Origin of the sequence: Streptomyces mashuensis, from assembly GCF_014654785.1 — a bacterium.
Taxonomy (GTDB): Bacteria; Actinomycetota; Actinomycetes; order Streptomycetales; family Streptomycetaceae; genus Streptomyces; species Streptomyces mashuensis.
On sequence record NZ_BNBD01000001.1, the window covers coordinates 181,874 to 205,509 of the forward strand.

General features: G+C 73.1%; 9 protein-coding genes. 3 read left to right on the forward strand and 6 right to left on the reverse strand.

Annotated elements, in window-relative coordinates; genetic code table 11:
• Positions 1–135: 135 nt before the first annotated feature.
• The 3 genes from IE305_RS00695 (at position 136) to IE305_RS00705 (ending at position 6,515) form a co-directional block, all read left to right on the forward strand.
• Positions 136–1,653, forward strand: a complete 1,518-nt coding sequence (locus IE305_RS00695) for a sigma-70 family RNA polymerase sigma factor (RefSeq protein WP_190127353.1) — start codon at positions 136–138, stop codon at positions 1,651–1,653.
• A 201-nt stretch (positions 1,654–1,854) separates the two neighbouring features.
• Entirely contained in the window at positions 1,855–3,849 is a 1,995-nt protein-coding gene (locus tag IE305_RS00700) for a non-reducing end alpha-L-arabinofuranosidase family hydrolase (protein WP_190127354.1), read from the forward strand.
• A 41-nt stretch (positions 3,850–3,890) separates the two neighbouring features.
• The gene (locus tag IE305_RS00705) at positions 3,891–6,515 is read left to right on the forward strand and encodes an RICIN domain-containing protein (protein ID WP_190127355.1); all 2,625 of its coding nucleotides are present in this window, start codon (positions 3,891–3,893) and stop codon (positions 6,513–6,515) included.
• Positions 6,516–6,619: 104 nt separating this feature from the next.
• On the opposite strand, the gene IE305_RS00710 is transcribed toward IE305_RS00705, so the two are convergent.
• The 6 genes from IE305_RS00710 to IE305_RS00735 all read right to left on the reverse strand — a co-directional run bounded on the left by IE305_RS00710 (position 6,620) and on the right by IE305_RS00735 (position 23,606).
• A complete protein-coding gene (locus IE305_RS00710) occupies positions 6,620–7,363 on the reverse strand; it encodes an ArsR/SmtB family transcription factor (protein WP_229890388.1) in 744 nt (247 codons plus the stop codon).
• A 13-nt stretch (positions 7,364–7,376) separates the two neighbouring features.
• Positions 7,377–8,549: a cytochrome P450 gene (locus tag IE305_RS00715; RefSeq protein WP_190127356.1), complete on the reverse strand. Its 1,173-nt coding sequence runs from the start codon at positions 8,547–8,549 to the stop codon at positions 7,377–7,379.
• An 11-nt stretch (positions 8,550–8,560) separates the two neighbouring features.
• A complete protein-coding gene (locus IE305_RS00720; RefSeq protein ID WP_229890390.1) occupies positions 8,561–9,757 on the reverse strand; it encodes an MFS transporter in 1,197 nt (398 codons plus the stop codon).
• A 76-nt stretch (positions 9,758–9,833) separates the two neighbouring features.
• Positions 9,834–10,817: a TauD/TfdA family dioxygenase gene (locus tag IE305_RS00725; protein ID WP_190127358.1), complete on the reverse strand. Its 984-nt coding sequence runs from the start codon at positions 10,815–10,817 to the stop codon at positions 9,834–9,836.
• Between the two features lie 71 nt (positions 10,818–10,888).
• Complete coding sequence (locus IE305_RS00730; RefSeq protein ID WP_190127359.1) at positions 10,889–23,281, reverse strand: non-ribosomal peptide synthetase; 12,393 nt, start codon at positions 23,279–23,281, stop codon at positions 10,889–10,891.
• Between the two features lie 124 nt (positions 23,282–23,405).
• The gene (locus IE305_RS00735) at positions 23,406–23,606 is read right to left on the reverse strand and encodes an MbtH family protein (RefSeq protein ID WP_190127360.1); all 201 of its coding nucleotides are present in this window, start codon (positions 23,604–23,606) and stop codon (positions 23,406–23,408) included.
• Positions 23,607–23,636 lie beyond the last annotated feature (30 nt).

Here is a 23,636-nt window from a genome sequence, read left to right on the forward strand (position 1 = left end):
ACCGGGCCCCACGAGTCGGCACGGGCCGGCTCCTCCACCCCTAGGCCGATGCTTTGGCCGTAAACCTTTGCCGAAGCTAAGGTATGCGGCCGTACTCGGCGGATCGCTCCCGTGGAGAGGGTGGGGATGGGGCTCATGGATGCGGACCACGCGGAGCTGGTCGTCGCGGCGCAGGCCGGTGACGACCGGGCGCGGGAGAAGCTGATCGCCGCATACCTGCCGTTGCTCTACAACATCGTCGGGCGAGCGCTGAGCGGGCATGCCGATGTCGACGACGTCGTCCAGGAAACGCTGCTGCGCGTGGTGCGCGACCTTCCCGGTCTGCGGGCCCCGGAAAGCTTCCGGTCCTGGCTGGTGTCGATCACGCTCCGCCAGATCAACACCTACTGGCAGCGGCAGCGCGCTCTCGCCGGCCGGACCACGGTCATCGACGAGGCACTCCGGACACCGCACGCCGGCACCGCGCTCGAGGACGCGACGATCCTGCGTCTGCACATATCGGACGAGCGCCGTCAGGTGGTCGAAGCCGGCCGGTGGCTCGATCCGGACCATCGCGTGCTGTTGTCGCTGTGGTGGCAGGAATGCGCCGGTCTGCTGAGCCGTCACGACATCGCCGACGCGATGGGGCTCAGCGTTGCCCACGCCGGAGTACGCCTGCAGCGCATGCGCGAGCAACTGGACCTGAGCCGGACGATCGTCGCCGCGCTGGCGGCGGACCCGCGCTGTCCGCAGCTGGACGAGACCGTCGCCGGCTGGGACGGTCTCCGTACCTCCGTGTGGCGCAAGCGGATCGCGCGGCACACCCGCGACTGCCCCGTCTGCACGGCGACGACGACAGAGCGGGTTCCGGCCGAACTGCTGCTTCTCCACCTCACGCCGCTGGCCGTCCCGGCCGCACTCATCGCGACGCTGGCCGCCAAGGGCCTGCTGTCCGGTACCGCCGCGAGCGCCGCCGGTCTGGCCACGGCACACGCCACCGTCGGCACGGCGTCGGCGTCGGCGGGAGGCGGTCTGCACGGCTCGCTGATGGGCAAACTGTCCGCGGTGACCGCTCATCCGATGGTGAGCCTCGCCACCGGCGCCGTGCTCGTCGCCGGGGCCGCCACCTACGCGGCCTGGCCCGAACCGGCGCCTCGAGTGCCCGACGTCATCGCCGCTCCCACGCCGGTCCCGTCGCGTACCACCACGTCGGCCACACCGTCGCCCTCGGTGAGTCCGTCCGCCGTCGCAGGCACTGTTCCGCTGGGCGCGCAGGCGCTGGAGTCCGTGGACCAGCCCGGCCTGTTCGTCACGTACGCCGGCGACTTCGCGACGATCGGCGGCGCGCAGGCACGGGAACGGGTCACCTTCACGGTCGTCGGGGGGCTGGCCGACACACGGTGCGTCACCTTCCGTGCCGCGGACGGCCGGTACCTTCGCCATCACTACCTGCGGCTCCGTCTGAGCGCCAACGACGGCAGCGAACTGTTCCGTGAAGACGCCACCTTCTGTCCGCGTCCCGGGGCGGTCGCCGGGTCGGTGACTCTGCACTCCCACAACTATCCCGGGTCGGTCCTCCGCCACCGCGACGGTGGCATCTGGCTCGACGGCTCCGACGGCACCCGGGCCTTCGCCGGCCAGGCCTCCTTCATCGTGCGCGGGGCCCGGGCCTGACAACCGCTGCTGCGCGCCCTGCCCACGGGGACGGCCAGGTCACGGGGCCCGGCATAACGCTTTCCGCCTGCGAGATGCATCACTGAGCAATCGTGCGGGCGGCGCGACTTTTTTCGTTACGGGAACGCGCGTTCGCAAGCCTCCACTTCAGGGGGGCTCCCGGCTTCCCCGTTGACGAATCCCCTGAAGAAAGCTGCTCACATGACGCGACACGCCCACGAACCCATCGTGACGGGCCTGCACCGGCTCCGCCGGCGTCGCCGGACACTGACGACAGGACTGGCGGCCGCGGCGGTGGTGGCCGGTGCCGTGACGCTCCTCCCCGGCTCCGCCGGAGCCGCAACCCTGGGTGCCCAGGCGGCCCCCTCGGGCCGGTACTTCGGCACGGCCGTGGCTGCCGGGAGGCTCGGCGACTCGACGTACTCCACGATTCTCGACCGGGAGTTCAGCATGATCACCCCGGAGAACGAGATGAAGTGGGACGCCACCGAGCCCTCCCGCGGCACCTTCACCTTCGGCCCGGCCGACCGGATCGCCGGCCACGCCACCGCGCACGGGCAGCGGATGCGCGGCCACACTCTCGTGTGGCACAAGCAGCTGCCCGGCTGGGTCAAGTCCATCACCGACGCCAACGCCCTGCGCAGCGCGATGAAGAACCACATCACCACCGAGATGACCCACTACAAGGGCAGGATCTACGCCTGGGACGTGGTCAACGAAGCCTTCGCCGACGGCTCCTCCCGGCACCGCGACGACTCGGTGTTCCAGACCGTGCTGGGCGACGGCTTCATCGAGGAAGCGTTCCGCACCGCCCGTGCGGCCGACCCCTCGGCCAAGCTCTGCTACAACGACTACAACATCGAGAACTGGTCGGACGCCAAGACCCAGGGTGTCCACCGCATGGTCAAGGACTTCAAGTCCCGTGGCGTGCCCATCGACTGCGTCGGTTTCCAGAGCCACTTCGGAGCGGGCGGCCCGCCGGCGAGCTTCAAGACCACCTTGGCCGCCTTCGCCGCCCTGGGCGTCGACGTCCAGATCACCGAGCTGGACATCGCCCAGGCGTCACCCACCCACTACGCGAACACGGTCAGCACCTGCCTGTCCGTGGCCCGGTGCACCGGCATCACGGTGTGGGGCATTCGGGACGGCGACTCCTGGCGCAGCGGCGAAAGCCCCCTGCTGTTCGACAGCAACGGCAGGCCCAAGCCCGCGTACACCGCCGTCATGAAGGCTCTCCATTCCGGTCGTGCCGGCGGTACCCCGGCCGAGCCGGCCGGCGGCACGTGTGCTCTTCCCTCCACGTACAAGTGGAGGTCGACGGGTGCCCTCGCACAGCCGTCGAACGGGTGGGCCGCGGTGAAGGACTTCACCCACGTGGTGCACAACGGCAAGCACCTGGTCTACGCGTCGAGCGCGTCGGGGACCTCGTACGGCTCGATGGCGTTCCGCCCCTTCACGAACTGGCCGGACATGGCGTCGGCCGGCCAGACCGGCATGAAGGAGAACGCGGTGGCGCCCACACTGTTCTACTTCGCACCCAAGAACGTCTGGGTGCTGGCGTACCAGTGGGGTCGGTGGCCCTTCGCCTACCGTACGTCGAGCGACCCCACCAACCCCAACGGCTGGTCCGCGCCCCAGCCGCTGTTCACCGGCAGCATCCCCCGCACCGCCTCCCCCACCGGCCCGATCGACCAGACCCTGATCGGCGACGGCCGGAACATGTACCTGTTCTTCGCCGGTGACAACGGCAAGATCTACCGGGCGAGCATGCCGATCGGGAACTTCCCGGGCAACTTCGGATCCTCGTACACGACGGTCATGAGCGACACGCCGGACAAGCTGTTCGAGGCGCCGCAGGTCTACAAGGTTCAGGGCCGGGACCAGTACCTCATGATCGTCGAGGCGAAGGGTGCGCACCAGGTGCGCTACTTCCGTTCGTTCACGGCCTCCAGCCTGAGCGGTTCGTGGACCCCGCAGGCCGGCAGTGAAAGCAACCCCTTCGCGGGCAAGGCCAACAGCGGTGCCACGTGGACCGACGACATCAGCCACGGTGACCTGGTCCGCGAGAACCCCGACCAGACCATGACCATCGACCCCTGCAACCTGCAGTTCCTCTACCAGGGCAAGTCCCCTGACGCGCGCGGCCCCTACGACCGGCTGCCGTACCGGCCGGGTGTCCTCACCCTGCAGCGCTGACCCGCCCGATCCACGGTGATATGCAAGGAGAACACCTCCCCATGAAGAATCCCACGGACGCAGGGCGCCGCGGGCGTCACCGCCGCCGCAGGACTGCGACCGGCCTGCTGCTCGGTGTGCCGGCCGCCGTCGTGCCGTACCTCCTGTTCACCCAGGAGGACTCCCAGGCCGCGACGATCGACGGCAGCACCTACTACCGGCTGGTCTCCGTGCGCAGCGGCAAGGCGATGGACGTCAACGCCTTCTCCACCGCCGACGGCACCCGTATCCAGCAGTGGACCGACCAGAACACCGCCAACCAGCAGTGGAGACTGAGGCCCACCGGGGACGGCTACTACGAGCTCGTGAACCGCAACAGCGGCAAGGTGCTGGGCATAGCGGGCGGCTCGACCGCCCCGTCGGCTGCCGCCGAACAGCAGACCGACAGCTCCTCCGCCTCCCAGGAGTGGCGGATCGACGACGTGAGCGGTTCCGGCGCCGTCACCTTCACTTCCCGCAGGAGCGGCCAGGCCCTGGACGTCTCCGGAGGCTCCACGGCCCAGGGCGCGGCGATCATCCAGTATCCCGGCACGGGCAGCACCAACCAGCAGTGGAAGCTGGTGAAGGTGACCGACGGCCAGGCGGCTGCGGCCGGACCGTACAGGTGGAGGAACGCCCAGGTGGTCGGCGGCGGTTACGTCACCGGACTGGTGTTCAACCCACGGGAGAAGGGGCTGCTGTACGCGCGCACCGACATGGGCGGCGCCTACCGCTGGGACACCGCGGCCGAGCAGTGGATCCCGCTCACCGACTGGCTCGGCGAGAAGGACTGGAACCTGCTGGGCATCGACGCGCTGGCCACCGACCCCGTCGACCCCAGCAGGCTCTACCTCGCGACGGGCACCTACACCAACAACTGGGCCGGCAACGGCGCGATCCTGCGCTCCACCGACCGGGGCCGCACCTTCCAGCGCACCGAGCTGCCGTTCAAGCTGGGCGGCAACGAGGACGGCCGCGGGGCCGGCGAACGGCTCGCGATCGACCCCTCGGACAACCGCACCCTGCTGCTGGGTACCCGTAAGAACGGCCTGTGGCGCAGCACCGACCACGGGGAGACATGGCGGCAGGTCTCCTCGTTCCCGGTCAAGGACGGGGCGGGCAGCGGAGCGGGCATCTCCTTCGTGACGTACGGCCCGGCCGGCAGCAACACCGTGTACGCCGGCGTCGCCGACAGGTCGGCCTCCCTCTACCGCTCCACCGACGGCGGCACCACCTGGCAGGCCGTCCCCGGGCAGCCCACCGGCCAGATGCCGCAGCACGGCGTGCTCTCCGGTGACGGTTCGCTGTACCTGACGTACACCGACAACCTCGGACCCAACGGCGTGACGACGGGCTTGGTGTGGAAGTACACCCCGGCAGGCGGAGCGTGGAAGAACATCTCCCCGTCCCAGGGCCCCTACGGTTTCTCCGGCCTGGCCGTCGACCCGCGCAATCCGACCACGGTGATGGTCACCACCCTGGACCGCTGGTGGCCCGAGGACGAGATCTACCGCAGCACCGACGGCGGCACGACCTGGAAGGCGCTGGCCGGGAAATCGGTACGGAACGCCTCCGCCGCTCCGTACATCGGCACCCACACCGGGCACTGGATGACCGCCCTGGCCATCGACCCCTTCGACTCGGGGCACGTGCTGTACGGCACCGGCAACGGCATCTGGCGCAGCAAGGACGCCAACGCCACCGACAGCGGCGGCACCAGCCACTGGACCGTGGGCGCGCGCGGCCTGGAGGAGACCGCGCTGATGGACGCGATCGCCCCGCCCGGCGGTGCCACCGTCATCACCGCCATGGGGGACCAGGGCGGCTTCCGTCACGACGACCTGACCAAGGTGCCCGCCGGGCGGCTGGACAACCCGGTGATGACCAACAGCACCGACATCGACTTCGCTCAGGCCAACCCCTCGACGATGGTCCGTGTCGGCCGCGGCGCACAGGACGGCGCCTACTCCACCGACGGCGGCAACAGCTGGCACGGCTTCGCGTCGGAGCCGGTGGCCGGCGCCCGGGACGGCCGTGTCGCGCTCGCGGCGGACGGCTCCGCCATCGTCTGGACCCAATCCGGCCAGGTCCCGTACCGCTCCACCGACAAGGGCGCCACCTGGTCGAAAGTCCGCGGCCTGGGCACCGACGCCGTGGTCGTCGCCGACCGCTCCTCGGCCACGACGTTCTACTCGCTCACCGGCGGCACGCTGTACGCCAGCACCGATGGCGGAGCGTCCTTCACCGCCCGCGCCACCGGCCTGCCGGCCGGCGGCCGGCTCATGGCCGTCCCCGGCGTCGCCGGGGACCTGTGGATCTCCGGCGGTCATCAGGGGCTGCTGCACTCCACCGACGGCGGGCGCACCTTCACCCGGCTCACCACGGTCGGGTCCGCCTCCGCCCTCGGCTTCGGCAAGGCCGCACCGGGCGCCTCCTACCAGGCCCTGTACATGATCGGCACCGTCAAGGACGTCAGCGGGGTGTTCCGCTCCACCGACAAGGGCGCCACGTGGCTCCGCGTCAACGACGACGCCCACCAGTGGGGCGGCATCGGCAGCGTCGGCGTCATCACCGGCGACCCCGACACCTTCGGCCGCGTCTACATCGGCACCAACGGACGCGGCCTCCAGTACGGCGACCCGTCCTGACCGCGGCACCGGACCGGACGCCCGTCCGGCGCCTGAGCTGACGCATTCTCAATACCAGGAAGACCGTCCCTCCGGCCGATGCGACATTTCGGCCGGAGGCCGGCCTACCCCAGCACCGCCTCCCCCAACAACGTCAGGCTGTGCAATGCCAGGTTGTTCTTCCGTTCCGTCGTCACCAGGCCCGATCGGCGGAGGACTCCTATGTGTTTGCTGGCCGAGGGGTTGGAGATGTGGAGGCGGCGGGAGATTTCGCCGGTGGAGCTGGGGATGCGGACGCATTCCAGGACGCTGGCTCTGGTGTGGCCGAGGAGTTCGCCCAGGGCTGCGCCCGGTTCTTCGGTGTGCCAGAGGGTGGCGGCGGCTTCCGGGGTGAGGTTGTAGACGAGGGTGGGGAGGCCCTGCCAGCCGGAGTCGGGTGGGAGGAGGAAGGGGTGCGGGGCGAAGAGGGACGGGGCCAGGACCAGGCCTGCGCCGGTCAGTTCGAGGTCGCGTGTGTCCTGTGCCGTGTCCACCCTCAGGTGCGGGGCCTCCCAGGTGATGGCCGGGTGGAGGTTGTTCAGGACGCTCTCCACGCCGCCCGACAGGACCGTTCTTCCCCACGTCTCCCGTTCCAGTTCCAGGAGGTTCCGGATTCTGTTCCAGAAGGGTGCTATCGCCAGCGCGTGGAAGTCCTCCCGGGGCGTTGCGCGGCGGCTGCGGCGTTTCACCTTGCGGCGCCACTCCGTGAACGCGTCCTGATGCTGTTCCGCGAAGCGGATCTCCGCGAAGCGCGTCTCGAATTCCTCGCCCAGCGTGCTGATGAAACGGACGCGGGACAGGTCCGCCACCGTCAGGCGCAGGCACACCACAGAAAGTCCTCCCTCAGCGCCAGTCCATCGACACGGCGAGGCTGCTGTACCCCTGGATGAGGTTCGATCGCATCCACGCGGGGTCGCCCTCCAGGCTCACCGAGCGCACGTCGGAGGCCAGCCGGGACAGGAGGCTGCGCAGCTCGATGCGGGCCAGGGCGGCCCCCAGGCAGTGGTGCGGGCCGGTACCGAATCCTAGGTGGCGGTTCGGCCGGCGATCAGTGCGGAAATGGCCAGGATCGGCGAAAACCCGCTCGTCGCGGTTGGCCGCCGACAGCCAGGCCACCACGGGTTCCCCCGCCCGCACCAGCTGCTCGCCCAGCAACACGTCCTCCTGCGCCACCCGGAGGACGTGCATCGCGGGTGATGTCCAGCGGACCGCCTCCTCCACCGCCGCGTCCAACCGGTCCGGGTCGTCGCGGAGCTCGTCCAGCAGCTCCGGGAATCGCGCCATGATGTGGAAGACGCCCGTGATCGAGTGGCGCGTCGTCTCGTTCCCGCCGATCAGCACGTTGTCGCAGTTGATCACCACGTCGTCCACGCTCAGCCGCCCGTCGGCCAGCAGCGCGCTCACCAGGTCGTCCCCGGGCTTCTCCTGCCGTTCCGCCACCAGCTCGTGGAAGTAGAACAGGATCTCCGAGTGCGCCTCGGCCGGCGTCATCTTGTCGAACGAGCTCTCCTCGCCGCCGAACGCGTGGTTCGTCAGCTCGATGAGGTTCTCCCGGTCGCCGATCGGCACCCCGATCACCTCGCAGACGATCGCCGCCGGCAGCCGGGGCCCCACCTCCCGGGCCACGTCCGTCACCCGCGCCGACCGCATCCGCTCGGCGATCTCCTTCACCTCGCGCTCCAGCACCGACTGGAGCTCCGGCGCCCGCAGCCGCGACAGGAACGGGCCCACGAGCCGCTTCAGCGCCGTGTGCCACTCCCCGTCCGACACCACCAGCATCCGGCCGCCCGAGCTGTCCGGGTGCTCCTTGTCGAAGCCGATCATCATCCCGTACTCGGACGTGAACGGTGCCTTCGGGGACAGGACCGTTCCCACGTCCTTGTGCGAGAACACCGACCAGAATCCGCCGGGCGACAGGCCCGGTTCGCTCCACACCTTCGCGTCGGTCTCCGTGTACCCCCGCCACATCGCGAAGCGGTCCTCGGTCGTGTAGAGGTCCGGGTTTGCCAAGTCCATCGATAGCGTCCTTACAGGTCGGCGGTCATCAGTGTCGGTTCGGGCTCCGGGACCTCCGGCGGGTTGCGCATCACCGTGCTCAGCACCGCCGACACGGTCACCGCCACCAGCACCGCCGCGCACCCCAGCAGCGTCGCCGTCCGGCCGCACACCTCGTACGCCAGGCCGCCCGCCAGCGGGGCCAGCGCCCCGCCGCCCGCGCTGCAGATGTTGGCCACGCTCATCACGCGGCCCCGGTGCGAGTCGGGTGTGAGCAGCAGCTCGTACGTGGTGAAGTAGGCGTTGGCCGTGGGCGCCACGAGGGCGGTGGTGCCGAGCAGGATGCCCGGGGTGAAGCTGCCGGGCAGCAGCGCCATGGCCGCCGTGAGCACGCCGAACAGGCCCAGCACCACGACGATCGGGCGGGAGCCGGTCAGGACGCGCTGGAGCACCGGCGCCGCCAGCGCGCCGAGCAGGCCGCCGACGCCCACCAGCGCCGCCATCAGCCCCACCGCGCCCGACGTCATGCCGCCGGTCTTCGCCGCGGCGATGACGACGAAATAGACGGCGCCGTAGAAGAAGTTGGTGACCGTGGCGTAGAACAGGCCGAGGCGGAGAAAAGGCACCCCGGCTATCCAGCGGATGCCCTCCAGGAGTTCGCGCGGCGACCAGCGGTCGGCCGCGGGGTCGCGCGGCGCCGCCGGCTGCTTCCGCAGGAACAGCAGCAGGCCCAGGCTGACGGCGTGCGCCACGGCGCCCAGGGCGAACGGCAGCGCGTTCCGCATCGCCTGGAGGAAGCCGCCCGCCGACGTGCCGACGAGCTGGCCGGCGTACGTACGCGCCGAGTTCATGGCCACGGCGCCGGCCAGCTTCTCCTCGGGGACCAGCGCGGGAACCATCGCCTCGCCCGTCACCAGCATGACGGCGGTGGCCACCCCGTTGACCAGCGCGAGCAGCACCAGCGCCGGCAGCGAGGCCGTCCCGGCCCACAGCGCCACCGCCGCGATGCCGAAGACGGCGACCAGGGCCGCCTCGCACCACAGCAGCACGGACCGCCGGTCGAACCGGTCGGCGACCGCACCGGCCGGCAGGCCGGCCACCAGCATCGCGGCGGCGTCCACGAAGCCGATGACACCGGCCTGCGACGGCGACCCGGTCAGCGTCAGGACGAGCAGCGGCAGCGCGATGAGCGAGGTGCTGTACGCGAACTCGCTCACCGCCTGGCTCACCCAGAGGAGGGTGAAGTCCCGGCCGGCACGCCGTGGCGCAGCGGCTCCTTCGGCAGTTCCCACGTCGGCGGTCCCCTCAGCCCAGCACGCGCGAGCGCGAGCGGGTGTGCACGTACGTACGGCGGATGTCGCGCACCATGCTCGTGCGCTTCAGCCAGCGGTCGGTGCCGTCGTAGCGGGGCGTGAAGAGATCCCGGCCGTGGACGACGCGGTAGTTGTCGAGGAAGGCGACCTCGCCGGGTTCGAGCACCACGCGCCGTGCCCCGGCGGCCAGCAGGTCCGCGCAGTCGCGCAGCGCCGCCGCGGCCTCCTCGTCGCCCGGCAGCGGGCTGGTGAAGTCCGCGTCGATCCGCAGGTACGGGTGGTCGCGCGGGCCGAAGAGGACGGACGACCGCTCGTGCTCCCGTTCCTCCAGCGAGGTCAGCGGGGCGTCCGCGCCGTGCTCGGGCAGGACGACGTGCGAGTCGTCCGGGTAGAAGAGGAAACGGTCCTGCTGGAGCACCTCACGGGTGGCCTCCGGCAGCGCGATGTCGTCGAGCGAGGCCACGGTGGTGCCGACCCCGTCGGGGTTGCGCAGGCACAGCAGCGCCACGTAGTCGCCCCGGCAGGTGTGGAAGACGTCCTCCGTGTGCAGGGTCAGCTGCGTCTGGCTGCTGGCGCTGGTCAGCGACGTCTCCTGGCCCCGGGACGGGCACACGTCGTGCACCAGCCGGCCGTTCTGCTGGCTGGCCCAGCCGAACGGGTCGCCGAGGACGGAGGCGACCAGGAGCAGCACGAGCTCCTCCCGGATCGCGGCGCCGTCCTTCTCGGCGGCCTGCCAGCTGGCCGGCGTGGGCACCAGGTCCGCGTCCACCGGAAGGCCCGCCACCTGGATGACGGGCTCCTCGGCGGCGCGGGAGGAGACGAGGAACTGCCGTACGCCGACGGGCAGCCGCTCGGACTCCGCGCGGATCGCGTCGACGTGCCGGAACGGGTCCCAGCCCGGGGTGCGGGCGAGGAACCGGTCCGCCAGGTCCGCGACGGCCGCGGTGTCGGACGGGTCCAAGACGTAACGAGCCACAAGAAAAACCTTTCAGTCGGCTTTCGGTCCGCTTCGGTCCACTGCGGGTTCCGCTCCGGTCGGCCGCCGCCCTACGCGACGATCTCCTGCAGACCCCGCAGGAACTGCTGCGCGAGGCGCTCGACGGTGGCGGTGCGGTGGATGCCGGGGGAGTGGAACCAGTCGATCCGCAGCTCGCCGTCGATCACGGCCGCCACGATGTCGATCAGGTGCGGACGGGACTCCCCGGGTGCCTGGTCCTGTCCCAGACCGTCCAGCTGGCCCCGGATCAGCCCTTCCTGGCTGACGGAGAGGTCCCACTGGCCCATGTAGTTGAAGCTCACGCGCGGCTGCTCCTGGCCGGCCAGCACACTGCCCGAGGCGTCCGGCGCGGACAGGTGGCGCAGTGCGCCGTACCCGATGCCGCGGCCCGGCACCTTGCGCAGCTGCCGCTTGACGGCCTTCAGCGCCGGGCCCCAGGGGCCGGCCGGCACGTCGAGCGTCACCGGGTAGATGGTGGTGAACCAGCCGACGGTGCGGGAGAGGTCGACGTCGTCGAAGATCTCCTCGCGGCCGTGGCCCTCCAGGGCGACGGTGACCGGCGCGCCGGCCCAGTCGCCCAGGACCCGCCCGAGCACGGCCAGCAGCACGTCGTTGATCTGCGTGCGGTGGATGCCCGGCACCCGCTTGAGCAGGGCCTCCGTCTCCTCCCGGCCCAGCGTCACGGTCGTGGTGACCGTGCTGCCGAAGGTGTTGGGGGCCTCGCCGTCCCGCGGGATGTCCGGCGACGCGGCCGCGGCCTCCCAGTGGGCGACCTCGTCGTCGAAGCCGCCCGCCCGCACGTGGTCGAGGAGGCGCTGCGCCCACTGCTGGTAGCTGCTGGTACGGGCCCCCAGGCCGGGTTCGGCGCCGGCGGCCAGCTGCCCGTAGGCGGTGGCCAGGTCCTCCAGCACCACGCGCCAGGACACGCCGTCCATGACGAGGTGGTGCACCACCAGGAACAGCTGCGGCAGCCGCCCCTCGCCCAGCCGGAACAGCACGCCCCGCACCAGCGGCCCCGTGGCCAGGCGCAGCGCCCGCTGCGCGGCCAGCGCCGCCTCCTCCTGGGCCCGCTCCCGCTCGGCCTCGCCCACGCCCGCCAGGTCCACCTCGGTGAGCAGCCCGAGCAGTTCCTCGGGCGTGGCGGTCCCGTACTCCTGGGTCCAGCCGTCCGGGCCGTGGGTGAAGCGCATCCGCAGCGCGTCGTGCTGCGCGACGACGGCCTCCAGCGCGCGGGTCAGCAGCGCGGTATCGGTGCCGGGGGCCAGCTCGACCTGCACCGACATCGCGTAGTGGTCGGGGGCCACGGTGTGCTCGGCGAAGAACCACCGCTGGATCGGGGTCAGTTCCACCGCGCCGGCCGCAACGTCCTGACCGGCCCCGCCCTGCCGCTCCGCCTCCCCGACGACCTCGGCGAGCGCCGCGACCGTCTGGTGCAGGAAGAGCATCTTGGACGTGAGGTGCAGGCCCGCCTGCCGGGCGCGGGAGACGACCTGGATGGAGAGGATCGAGTCGCCGCCCAGGGCGAAGAAGTTGTCGTGCACGCCGACGCGTTCCACGCCCAGCACCTCGGCCCAGACGGCGGCGAGCGCCTCCTCGGTGGCGTCGCGCGGGGCGACGTGCTCCTCGCCGAGCAGCTCGGCCCGGACCTCGGGCGCCGGCAGGGCACGGCGGTCCACCTTGCCGGTGGGCGACAGCGGCAGCGCGTCCAGCGTCACGAACACCGCCGGGACCATGTAGTCGGGCAGCGTACGGGCCAGGTGGTCGCGGAGTTCGGCGGTGGTCAGGTCCCGGCCGGCCACGACGTACGCGACGAGGCGGCGGTGGCCGCCCGCGTCCTGGTGGGCGACGACGACGGCCTCGCGCACCGCCTCGTGCCGCACCAGCGTCGTCTCGATCTCGCCGAGCTCGATGCGGAACCCGCGGATCTTCACCTGGTCGTCGGCGCGCCCCAGGTGCTCCAGCGTGCCGTCGGCCCGCCACCGGGCGACGTCGCCCGAGCGGTACATGCGCTCGCCCGGGGCGCCGTACGGGTTGAGGGGGAAGCGTTCGGCGGTCAGCTCCGGCCGGTTCAGGTAGCCGCGGGCCAGGCCGCCGCCGGCGACGTGGATCTCGCCGGGCACGCCCACGGGCACGGGGGCGCCCGACGGGTCGAGCAGCAGCACCCGGTAGCCGGGCAGCGGGCGGCCGGCCGGGATGCGGCCGCCGGCCACCACGTGCTCGGCGCACACCTCCTGGAACGTGACGTGCACAGTCGTCTCCGTGATGCCGTACATGTTCACCAGCCGCGCCCCGCAGGCGCCGTAGCGGTCGAACCAGGTCATCAGGTGCTTGGGCTCCAGCGCCTCGCCGCCGAAGACGATCCAGCGCAGCGCCGTGGGCGCTGCCGCGCCGCTCTCCGCCGCGGCGGTCACCAGCTCACGGAACATCGACGGCGTCTGGCTCAGCACCGTCACGCCCTCCGTGCGCAGCAGCTCCCACATCGCCTCGGGCGAGCGCGCCACGTCGTGCGGCACGATCACCGCGCGCCCGCCGGTGGCCAGGCAGCCCCACAGCTCCCACACCGAGAAGTCGAACGCGTACGAGTGGAAGACGGTCCACACGTCGCGGTCGTGGAAGCCGTACGCCGGGCCGCAGTTGGCCAGCAGGTGCAGCACCGAGTGGTGCTCGACGGCCACGCCCTTGGGACGCCCGGTGGAGCCGGAGGTGTAGATGACGTACGCCAGGTCCCGGCCGGTGACCTCCACCTCGGGCGCGGTGGCGGGGTACGCGCCGAGCAGCGCCGCGTCGTCGAGGTCCACCACGACCGCGTCGGTCGCGGGCAGCCGGTCGTGCAGGCCGCCGTGGGTGACGAGGATGCGGGCACCCGAGTCGCGGACCATGTGCTCCAGGCGGTCCGCCGGGTACGCCGGGTCGAGCGGCACGTACGCCGCGCCGGCCTTGAGGATGCCGAGCAGGCCGGTCACCATGCCCACGCCCCGCTCGGCGGCGAGGCCGACGAGCCGGTCCGGGCCCGCGCCCAGGGACCGCAGGTGGTGGGCGAGCCGGTTGGCGCGCTCGTCCAGCTCCCGGTACGTGAGGGACTCGCCGCCGCAGGTCACGGCAACGGCGTCCGGGGTCGCGGCGGCCCGCGCGGCGACGTGCTCGTGGATCGTGCCGGCCGGGGCGGGCACCCCGCCGGTCTCGTTCCACTCGCGCACCACGAGGTCCGTCTCGCGGCCGGTCATCAGCGGCAGCGCGGCCACGGTCCGCGACGGGTCGGCCGCGACGGCCTCCAGGACGACGCCCACGTGCTCGGCGAACCGGGCCACCGTCGCCTCGTCGAAGAGGTCGGTGCTGTACTCGACCAGGGCCCGGACGCCGCCCTCGTGCTCCTCGAACTCCAGCGTCAGGTCGTACAGCGCGGTCTCCCGGACCGGCTCCAGGCCGGACGTCGTGACGCCCGGCAGCCGCAGCCCGTCGTCCGGGGTGTTCTGCAGCACGACCATGACCTGGAACAGCGGGGTGCGGCTGGTGTCCCGCTCCTTCTGCACGGCCTCCACCACGCGCTCGAACGGCACGTCCTCGTGCGCGAACGCGTCCAGGACCGTCTCCCTGACCCGCCCCAGCAGGTCGCCGAACGACAGCTCCGGGTCCACGTCGGAGCGCAGCACCACCGTGTTCACCAGGAACCCGACGAGCTGCTCCAGGCCCGTGTGCCCGCGGCCCGCCGACACCGTGCCGACGGCGACGTCCCGCTGCCCGGAGTACCGGGCGAAGACCACCTTCAGCGCGGCCGTCAGCGCCATGAACAGGGTGGCGCCCCGCTGCCGCGCGGCCTCCTTCACCGCCGCCACGACCGGCGCCGGCACCTCGAAGCCGTACACCGCGCCGGCCGAGGACCGCACCGCGGGCCGGGGCCGGTCCGTGGGCAGCTCCAGCGGCGCGACGCCGTCCAGCCGCTCCTGCCACCAGGCCAGCTGCCGCTCCAGCAGGCCGCCCTCCTCCAGGCGGCCACGCTGCCAGGCGGCGAAGTCGGGGTACTGCACGGGCACCGCGGGCAGCTCCGCCGGGGTGCCTCTCAGCCGGGCCGCGTACAGCTCGCCCAGCTCCCGGGCCACGATGCCCGTCGACCAGCCGTCGGTGACGATGTGGTGCATGCCGAGCACGAGCACGTGCTCGTCCGCGGCCAGGCGCACCAGCAGCACCCGCAGCAGCGGGCCGCGCGCCAGGTCGTACGGCCGGCCGGCCTCGGCCCGCACCAGCTCCCGCATCCGGTCCTCGCGTTCGCCGGCGGGCACCGCCGACAGGTCCTCGACCCGCCAGGACGGCTCCAGGTGCGCGTGGACGTGCTGCACGCCCCGGCCCCCGGCCACGCCGAAGGTGGTGCGCAGCGCCTCGTGCCGCCCGGCGAGGTCGCCGAGGGCGGCGCGCAGCGCCTCCGCGTCCACCTCGCCGCCGGTCAGCCGTACGCCCAGCGTCGAGTGGTACTCGGTGCTGTCCTGGTTGAAGTCCTGGAGGAACCACAGGCGCTGCTGGCCGAACGACATCGGCAGGTCGCCGTCGCGCGGCACCACCGGGATCACGTCCCCGCCTGCCGTCTCCCCGGGGGCCTCCGTCAGGGCGGCGGCCAGCTCCGCGACCGTCGGCGCGTCGAACAGCACGCGCGGCGACAGCTGCGTGCCGAACGCCCGGTGCACGCGGGAGACGACGAGGATGGACAGGATCGAGTCGCCGCCCAGGCCGAAGAAGTTGTCGTGCACGCCGACCCGGTCGACGCCGAGGACCTCGGCCCAGATCGCGGCGAGCGTCTCCTCGGCCGCGTCGCGCGGCGCCACGTACTCCATGCCGGTCCGGTCGTCGCGGCCCTCGGGCCGGGGCAGCGCCCGCATGTCGGTCTTGCCGTTGGGGGTCAGCGGCAACGCGTCGAGCAGGACGAACGCGGACGGCACCATGTGACCGGGCAGGGACCCGGCGAGGGCGGCCCGCAGGGCGTCCGGCGTCAGCGGGCGGCCCGGCACCACGTACGCGACGAGCCGCCGGTCACCGGGCGTGTCCTCGCGGACCGTCACCACGGCCTGGCGGACGCCGTCCACCCGGCCCAGCGCCTCCTCGACCTCGCCGGTCTCGATGCGGAAGCCGCGGACCTTCACCTGTCCGTCGGCGCGGCCGGCGAACTCCAGCTGCCCGTCGGCGGTCCAGCGCACCAGGTCGCCGGTGCGGTACATGCGGCTGCCGGGCGCACCGAACGGGCAGGCCACGAAGCGTTCCGCGGTCAGGCCGGGGCGGCCCAGATAGCCGTGGGCGACGACGGGCCCGGCCGCGTACAGCTCGCCGGTCACGCCGACGGGCACCGGCCGCAGCTCCGGGTCCAGCACGTACAGCGCGGCGTTGGCGATCGGCCGGCCGATCGGGACGGTGTCGTCCGCCGCGCCGGCGACGTCGGTGGCGGTGATCTGGATGGTCGTCTCGGTGGGCCCGTACAGGTTGCCCAGCCGGACGCCCCACCGGTCGCGGAGGGCGTCGGCCAGCGCCTTGGGCAGGGCCTCGCCGCCGGACAGCAGCAGCCGCAGGGCGCGCGGCCGCCGGTCGAGGGGGAGCGCGCCGAGCAGCGACGGCACGAAGTCCGCGACGGTGATGCCCTCCCGGTCCATGAACTCCGCCAGCCGCAGCGGGTCGCCGGCCAGCTCGGCGGAGACCACGTGGGCGGTCGCGCCGGACAGCACCGACAGCATCAGCTCCCACACGGAGACGTCGAAGCTGATCGAGGCCCGCATCAGCACCTGGTCGCCGGGGCCGGTCGGGTAGGCGGAGTCCAGCCACGGCAGGTGGTTGGCCAGGTTGGCGTGCGTCACGCCGACGCCCTTGGGACGGCCCGTGGAGCCCGACGTGTACAGCACGTACGCCAGGTGGTCGCCGGAGAGCGTCACCTCGGGCGCGGTCGCCGGGTGGGCGGCGATCGCCGCCGCGTCGGCGTCGAGGTCCACGACCACCGCGGCCCCCGCCTCCGGCAGCCGGTCGCGCAGCGCCGCCTGCGTCACCAGGATCTCGGTGCCGGAGTCGCCGAGCATGTGTGCGAGCCGGTCGGCGGGGTACGCCGGGTCGAGCGGCACGTACGCCGCGCCGGACTTGAGCACGCCCAGCATGCCGACGAGCATCCGCACCCCGCGCTCGACCGCCAGGGCCACGCGCCGGTCCGGTCCGGCGCCGAGGGACCGCAGGTGGTGGGCGAGCCGGTTGGCCTGCTCGTCCAGCTCCCGGAAGGTGAGCGCGTCGTCGCCGCACCGGACCGCCACCGCCTCCGGCGTCCGGGCCGCCCAGCGCACGAACCGCTCGTGGGCGAGCTCACCGGCGACGTCCACGGCACCTGCCGCGTTGAAGTCGTGCAGCAGCACGCTTTCTTCGGCGGACGACAGCATCGGCAGCTCTCCGACGAGGCGCCGGGGGTCGGCGGCCATGCCGGTGAGCAGCGCCTCGAAGTGCCGGGACAGCCGGGCGACGGTGTCGTCGGTGAACAGGTCGGCGTCGTAGGACAGCTCGTAGGCCAGGGCGTCACCCGCGTAGGCGACCAGGTTCAGCGGGAAGTTCGTCGCCTCCACGCCTTCCAGGCCGGACAGGCGCAGGCTGCCGCCGTCCGCCGGGCGGCCGGCCGCGGCCCGGTCGTTCATCGGGTAGTTCTCGAAGACCACGAGGCTGTCGAAGAGGTTGGTGCCGCGCCCGACGCCGCTCCAGTTCTGGATCTGCGTCAGCGGCACGTACTCGTACTGCCGCGCCTCCACCTGCGCCCGCTGCACCCCCGCCAGCCACTCGGCGACCGGCGCCCGGCCGTCGACGGCGGCGCGCACCGGCAGCGTGTTGATCATCATGCCGACGATGGAGTCGACACCCGGCAGGTCGGCGGGCCGGCCCGAGACGGTGGCGCCGAAGACGACGTCGCGCTCGCCGGAGTACCGCGACAGCAGCAGCGCCCAGGCGCCCTGCACCACGGCGTTCACCGTCAGCCGGTGCTGCCGCGCGAAGGCGAACAGCTTCTCGGAGACCTCGCGGGACAGCTCCCGCGCGAGGCTGCCGGCGGGCCGGGCCCGGTGGCTCGCGGCCGGGCGCCGGTCGTACGGCAGCGGCGTGGGCTCCTCGACGCCGGCGAGCAGCGCGCGCCAGTACGTCTCGGCCTGCGCCAGGTCCTGCTGCTCCAGCCACTCCACGTACGCCCGGAACGGCCGCCGCTGCGGCAGCGCCGGCTGCTCGCCGGCGGCCAGCGCCTCGTACGCCGCCGACAGGTCGGCGAGCATCTGGAAGGTGCTCCAGCCGTCCAGCAGGACGTGGTGGGAGGTGCGGACGACACGGACGCGGCTGTCGGTGACGCGGATCAGCGTGAGCCGGGTCAGCGGTGCGACCGACAGGTCCATGCGCTGCTCGCGGTCCTCGGCGAGGAGGCGCTCCAGCGCCGCCTGCTGCTCCGCCTCGTCCAGGCCGCGCCAGTCCAGGGTGCGGACGGGCAGTTCGGCGTGGCGGCGGACGACCATCAGCGGCCGGTCCACGCGGTCCCACACCAGCGAGCCGCGCAGGATCTCCAGGTGGTCGTTGACGTGCTGCCAGGCGCGGGCGAGCACGCCGGCGTCCGTGACGCCGTCGAAGACGAACGACATCTGCTCGGAGTACGCCTGCCCGGTGGGGTCGGCCAGCGTGTGGAAGAGCATGCCGGCCTGCATCGGCGTGAGCGGGTAGATGTCCTCCACGTCGCGGCCGTCACCGGCGATGCGGTCCACGGCCGCCTGGTCGAGGCGGGCGAGGGGGAAGTCGGACGGGGTGGCGCCGCCGCTGCCCTCGGTGAGGCAGTGCGCGACGGCCTCGCGCAGCGCGGCGAGGAAGTCCCCGGCGACGCGCTCCACGGTGGCCGGGTCGAAGACCTGGTCGGAGAACGTCCAGTTGACCGCGAGCCGGCCGTTCTCGACCAGGCCGATGACGTCCAGCAGGTACGGGCGCGGCTCCTCCGGCGCGTGGTCGAGGCCCAGCGCCGGCAGCCGGTCCCGTACGAGGCCGTCGCCGCTGGTGGTGCCCTGCCACTGGCCGAGGTAGTTGAAGCTGATGCCGGGCAGCGGGTCGTCGCGCAGCGCGTGCCCGGGGGTGCCGGGGAGGGAGAGGAAGCGCAGGGCGTCGTAGCCCAGGCCGCGGCCGGGCACGGCCCGCAGCTGCTCCTTCACCGCCTTGATCGTCGCGCCCCACCCGGGCCCGCCGTCCTGCTGTGCGGGCAGGGTCAGCGCGACGGGGAAGTGGGACGTGAACCAGCCCACGGTGCGGGAGAGGTCGACGTCGTCGAAGAGCTCCTCGCGGCCGTGGCCCTCCAGGCCGAGGACGACGCGGTCCTGCCCGGTCCACCGGGCCAGGGCCCGGCCCAGGGCGGACACCAGCAGGTCGTTGATCTGCGTGCGGTAGACGGACGGCACCTGGTGCAGCAGGGCCCGGGTCTCGTCCTTGTCCAGGCGGACCTCGACGGTGTGCTCGTGCGCGGTGACGTTGGCGCCGTCGCGGTCGCGGGGCAGCGGCGGCGCGGCGGCGGGGGCCACGGCGGCCCAGTGCGCGACCTCGTGGTCGAGGCCGCCGGCGCGCACGTGCTCGGCGAGGCGGCCGGCCCACTGCTGGTAGCTGCTGGTGCGCGGGCCGAGGTCGACGTCCTTGCCGGCGGCCAGCTGCTCGTACGCGGTGCTCAGGTCGGCCAGCAGGACGCGCCACGACACGCCGTCGACCACGAGGTGGTGCACGGCGAGGAACAGCCGCGGCGGCAGGCCCCCGCCCGGCAGCACGACGACGGCCTTCACCAGGCGGCCCGCGGCGAGGTCGTGCGACCGCTGCGCGGCCAGCGCCGCGTCCTGCACGGCCTGCTCCCGCGCCTCCTCCGGCACGGCCGCCAGGTCGAGGACGTCCAGCAGCCCGCCGGGCACGGCGTCGCCGTACTCCTGCACCCACTCCCCGGACCCGTCGCGGACGTACCGCATCCGCAGCGCGTCGTGGTGCGCGACGACGGCCTCCAGCGCGCGCGGCAGCAGCGCCGTGTCGGTGCCGGGGGCCAGTTCCACCTGCACCGACATCGCGTAGTGGTCGGGGTCGACCGTGTGCTCGGCGAAGAACCAGCGCTGGATGGGGGTGAGTTCGGCGCGTCCGGTGGGTGCGTCCGCGGCGGCGGCCGGCAGGGCGGCGGCGTCGTGCTCGACCACGGCGGCCAGCGCCGCGACCGTCTGGTGCAGGAACAGCAGCTTCGACGTGAGCCGCAGCCCCGCCCGGCGGGCCCGGGAGACCACCTGGATGGAGAGGATGGAGTCGCCGCCCAGGTCGAAGAAGTTGTCGTGCACGCCGACGCGCTCCACGCCCAGCACCTCGGCCCACGCCGCGGCCAGCACCTCCTCGGTGGCGTCACGTGGTGCCACGTAGTCGGTGCCGGCCCGGTCCGCGTCGGCGGCCGGCGCCGGCAGGGCACGCCGGTCCACCTTGCCGCTGGGGGTGAGCGGCAGCGCGTCGAGCGTCACGAACGCCGCGGGCACCATGTAGTCCGGCAGCAGGCCCGACAGGTGGGCGCGCAGCTCGGGGGTGCCCAGGGGGCGGGCGGTGACGACGTAGGCGACCAGGCGCCGCCGCCCGGAGTCCTCCTGCCGCGCCACGACGACGGCGTCCCGCACCTCGGGGTGGGCCAGGACGGCGGTCTCGACCTCGCCCAGCTCGATGCGGAAGCCGCGGATCTTCACCTGGTCGTCGGCGCGGCCCAGGAACTCCAGGGCGCCGCCCGGCAGCCGGCGGGCCCGGTCGCCGGTGCGGTAGAGGCGGCCGGTGCCGGTGAACGGGTCGGGCACGAACCGTTCGGCGGTCAGGTCGTCCCGGCCGTGGTAGCCGCGGCCCACGCCCTCGCCGCCGATCCAGATCTCACCGGGCACACCCACCGGCACGACCTGCATGGCGGCGTCGAGGACGTACACGCGGGTGTTGGGCAGCGGGTGGCCGACGGGTACGTACACGCCGTCCCGCAGCGTCTCCTCCGTGGGCAGGAAGACGGTGGAGTCGACGGTGGCCTCGGTGCCGCCGTACGCGTTGACGACGACCGTGCCGGGACGGACCTGGCGGAGCAGCTCGCGGCAGTCCTCGACGCGCCAGCCCTCGGAGCCCACGGAGATCAGGCGCAGCGGCGGGAAGCCGTCGCCGCGCCGGTCCACCTCCTGGAGGACGGCGTTGAGCAGCGACGGCACGATCTCCAGGCCGGTGGCGCCGGTCTCGGCGATCAGGTCGAGGAGCGCGGGCGGTTCGGTGGTGACGTCCTTCGACGCGATGATCAGCGCGCCGCCGAACGGCAGCGAGCGGATGAGGTCGGCGAAGAACAGGTCGACGGAGAGGCTGGAGACGGACAGGAAGCGCAGCTTCAGCTCCGTCAGGTCGTACTGCTCGTCCCATGCGGCGCAGATGTGCCGGACGTTGCGGTGCTCGACGGCGACGCCCTTGGGGTTGCCGGTGGAGCCGGAGGTGTAGATGACGTACGCGAGGTCGCCGGGGGCCACGGCCACGTCGGGCGCGGTGGACGGCTGCGCGGCGAGGGCGGCGTGGTCCGCGTCCAGGTCCACCAGGGTGGCGCCGGTCTCCGGCAGCCGGTCGCGGGCGTCGCCCTGGGTGACGACGAGCCGGGCGCCGCTGTCGGCCAGCATGTACGTCAGCCGGTCGGCGGGGAAGGACGGGTCGAGGGGGACGTAGGCCGCGCCGGCCTTGAGGATGCCGAGCAGGCCCACGGCCATGCCGGTGCCCCGGCCCACGCACAGGCCGACCAGCGACTCGGGGCCGGCGCCCAGGGCCCGCAGGTGGTGGGCGAGCCGGTTGGCGCGCTCGTCCAGCTCGCGGTGGGTGAGCGTGCCGTCCTCGGCGACGACGGCGACGGCGTCGGGGGTGCGCGCGGCCTGCTCGGCGAGCCGCTCGTGGATGAGCGCGGCCGACTCCAGGGGCCGGTCGGTGGCGTTCCACTCCGTCACCAGCTGTCGCCGCTCGGCGTCGGTGAGCAGGGGCAGTTCGGCCACCGGCCGGCCGGGGTCGGCGACGGCCCCGCCGAGCAGCGTGACCAGGTGCCCCGCCAGCCGTTCGACGGTCGCGGCGTCGAACAGCTCGGTGCTGTACTCGATCAGTCCGGCCAGCGCGCCGTCGCGCTCCTCGAACTCCAGGGTGAGGTCGCACAGGGCCGCGTCGCGGTCCAGGGGGTACTCCACCGCCGTGACGCCGGGGAACGCCACCGCGTCGGCGGGCGCGTTCTGCAGCACGACCATCGCCTGCACCAGCGGGGTGCGGCTGGTGTCCCGCTCGGGCGCCAGCGCCTCCACCAGCCGGTCGAACGGCACGTCCTCGTGCGCGAACGCGTCGAGCACCGTGTCCTTGACCTGGTCCAGCAGCGCGGTGAACGACATGCCCGGGTCGACGTGCGCGCGCAGCACGACGGTGTTCACCAGGAACCCGACCAGTTGCTCCAGCTCCTCGCGGCGCCGCCCGGACGAGGAGGTGCCCAGCGCGATGTCCTCCTGGCCCGACCAGCGGGACAGGACCACGTCGGCCGCGGCGGTCAGCGCCATGAACAGCGTCGCGCCGCGCTCCCGCGCCAGCTCCTTCACGCCGGTGACGACGTCCGCCGGCACCTCGAACATCAGGGCCGCGCCGGCCGAGGACCGCACCGCCGGCCGCGGCCGGTCGGTGGGCAGCTCCAGCGGCTCCAGGCCCGCCAGCCGCCCCCGCCACCACTCCAGCTGCTTCTCCAGCAGGTCGCCGCTCTCCAGCCGCTGCCGCTGCCAGGCCGCGAAGTCGGGGTACTGGAGCGGCACGGCGGGCAACCGCGCCGCGCGGCCCTCGGCGCGCGCCGCGTACAGCTCGCCCCACTCGCGGGCCACGATGCCCAGCGACCAGCCGTCGGTGACGATGTGGTGCATGCCCAGCACGCACACGTGCTCCGTGGCCGACAGCCGCACCAGCAGCACCCGCACGAGCGGCCCGGTGCGCAGGTCGTACGGGCGGCCCATCTCGGCCCGCACCAGCACCCGCACCCGCGCCTCGCGCTCCTCCGCCGCGACGTCCGACACGTCGGCCGCCGACCACTCCGGCGCCAGGTCCGGGCGCAGCACCTGCACGCCCCGGCCGTCGGCCGGGTCGAAGGCGGTGTGCAGGGCCTCGTGCCGCGCCACCAGGTCGGTGGCGGCGCCGCGCAGCGCCTCCGCGTCGAGGGGGCCGGTCAGCCGCAGCGCCAGCGCCAGGTGGTAGTCGGCGCCGCCCGGCGCGAAGTCCTCCATGAACCAGATGCGTTGCTGCCCGAACGACATGGGCAGCGGCTCGTCGCGCGACACCACGGGGATGCCGGCCCGTGCGGCGCCGGCCCGGCCGGCCAGGCGCTGGGCGAGCGCCTCTCGCAGGTGCGCGGGGAGCGCGGCGATCCGGCCCTCGCGGGAAGACGGCGTGGTCATGAGAACCCCCAGGAGACGTGGGCGCCTCCTGGCGAGGCGGACCCAGCGGTGGTGCGCGGAACACGGTGGAACGGGACGGGCGTACGGGATGGTGTACGGGTGCGGGCGCCGGCGGCGCGGCGGGTCAGCGGCCGGCCAGGCTCCGGGGCCGCAGGTCGGTCCAGTGGGCCTCCACGTACGCGAGGCACTCCTCGCGCGGCCGGCCGTCGAGGACGACGGCCCAGCCCGCCGGGACGTCGGTGCCGGCGGGCCACAGCGAGTGCTGGCCCTCGTCGTTGACGAGCACGTGGTACGGACGGTCCGCCTGCTCGAAGGGGTTGGACATGCCGGTGTTTCCTTTCAGCTCAGCAAATGT

Bases quoted from the DNA above. Each gene is read 5' to 3' on its own strand.
- IE305_RS00715 (WP_190127356.1), bottom strand. From the start codon at position 8,549: ATGGACTTGGCAAACCCGGACCTCTACACGACCGAGGACCGCTTCGCG.
- IE305_RS00705 (WP_190127355.1), top strand. From the start codon at position 3,891: ATGAAGAATCCCACGGACGCAGGGCGCCGCGGGCGTCACCGCCGCCGC.
- IE305_RS00730 (WP_190127359.1), bottom strand. From the start codon at position 23,281: ATGACCACGCCGTCTTCCCGCGAGGGCCGGATCGCCGCGCTCCCCGCG.
- IE305_RS00695 (WP_190127353.1), top strand. From the start codon at position 136: ATGGATGCGGACCACGCGGAGCTGGTCGTCGCGGCGCAGGCCGGTGAC.
- IE305_RS00700 (WP_190127354.1), top strand. From the start codon at position 1,855: ATGACGCGACACGCCCACGAACCCATCGTGACGGGCCTGCACCGGCTC.
- IE305_RS00735 (WP_190127360.1), bottom strand. From the start codon at position 23,606: ATGTCCAACCCCTTCGAGCAGGCGGACCGTCCGTACCACGTGCTCGTC.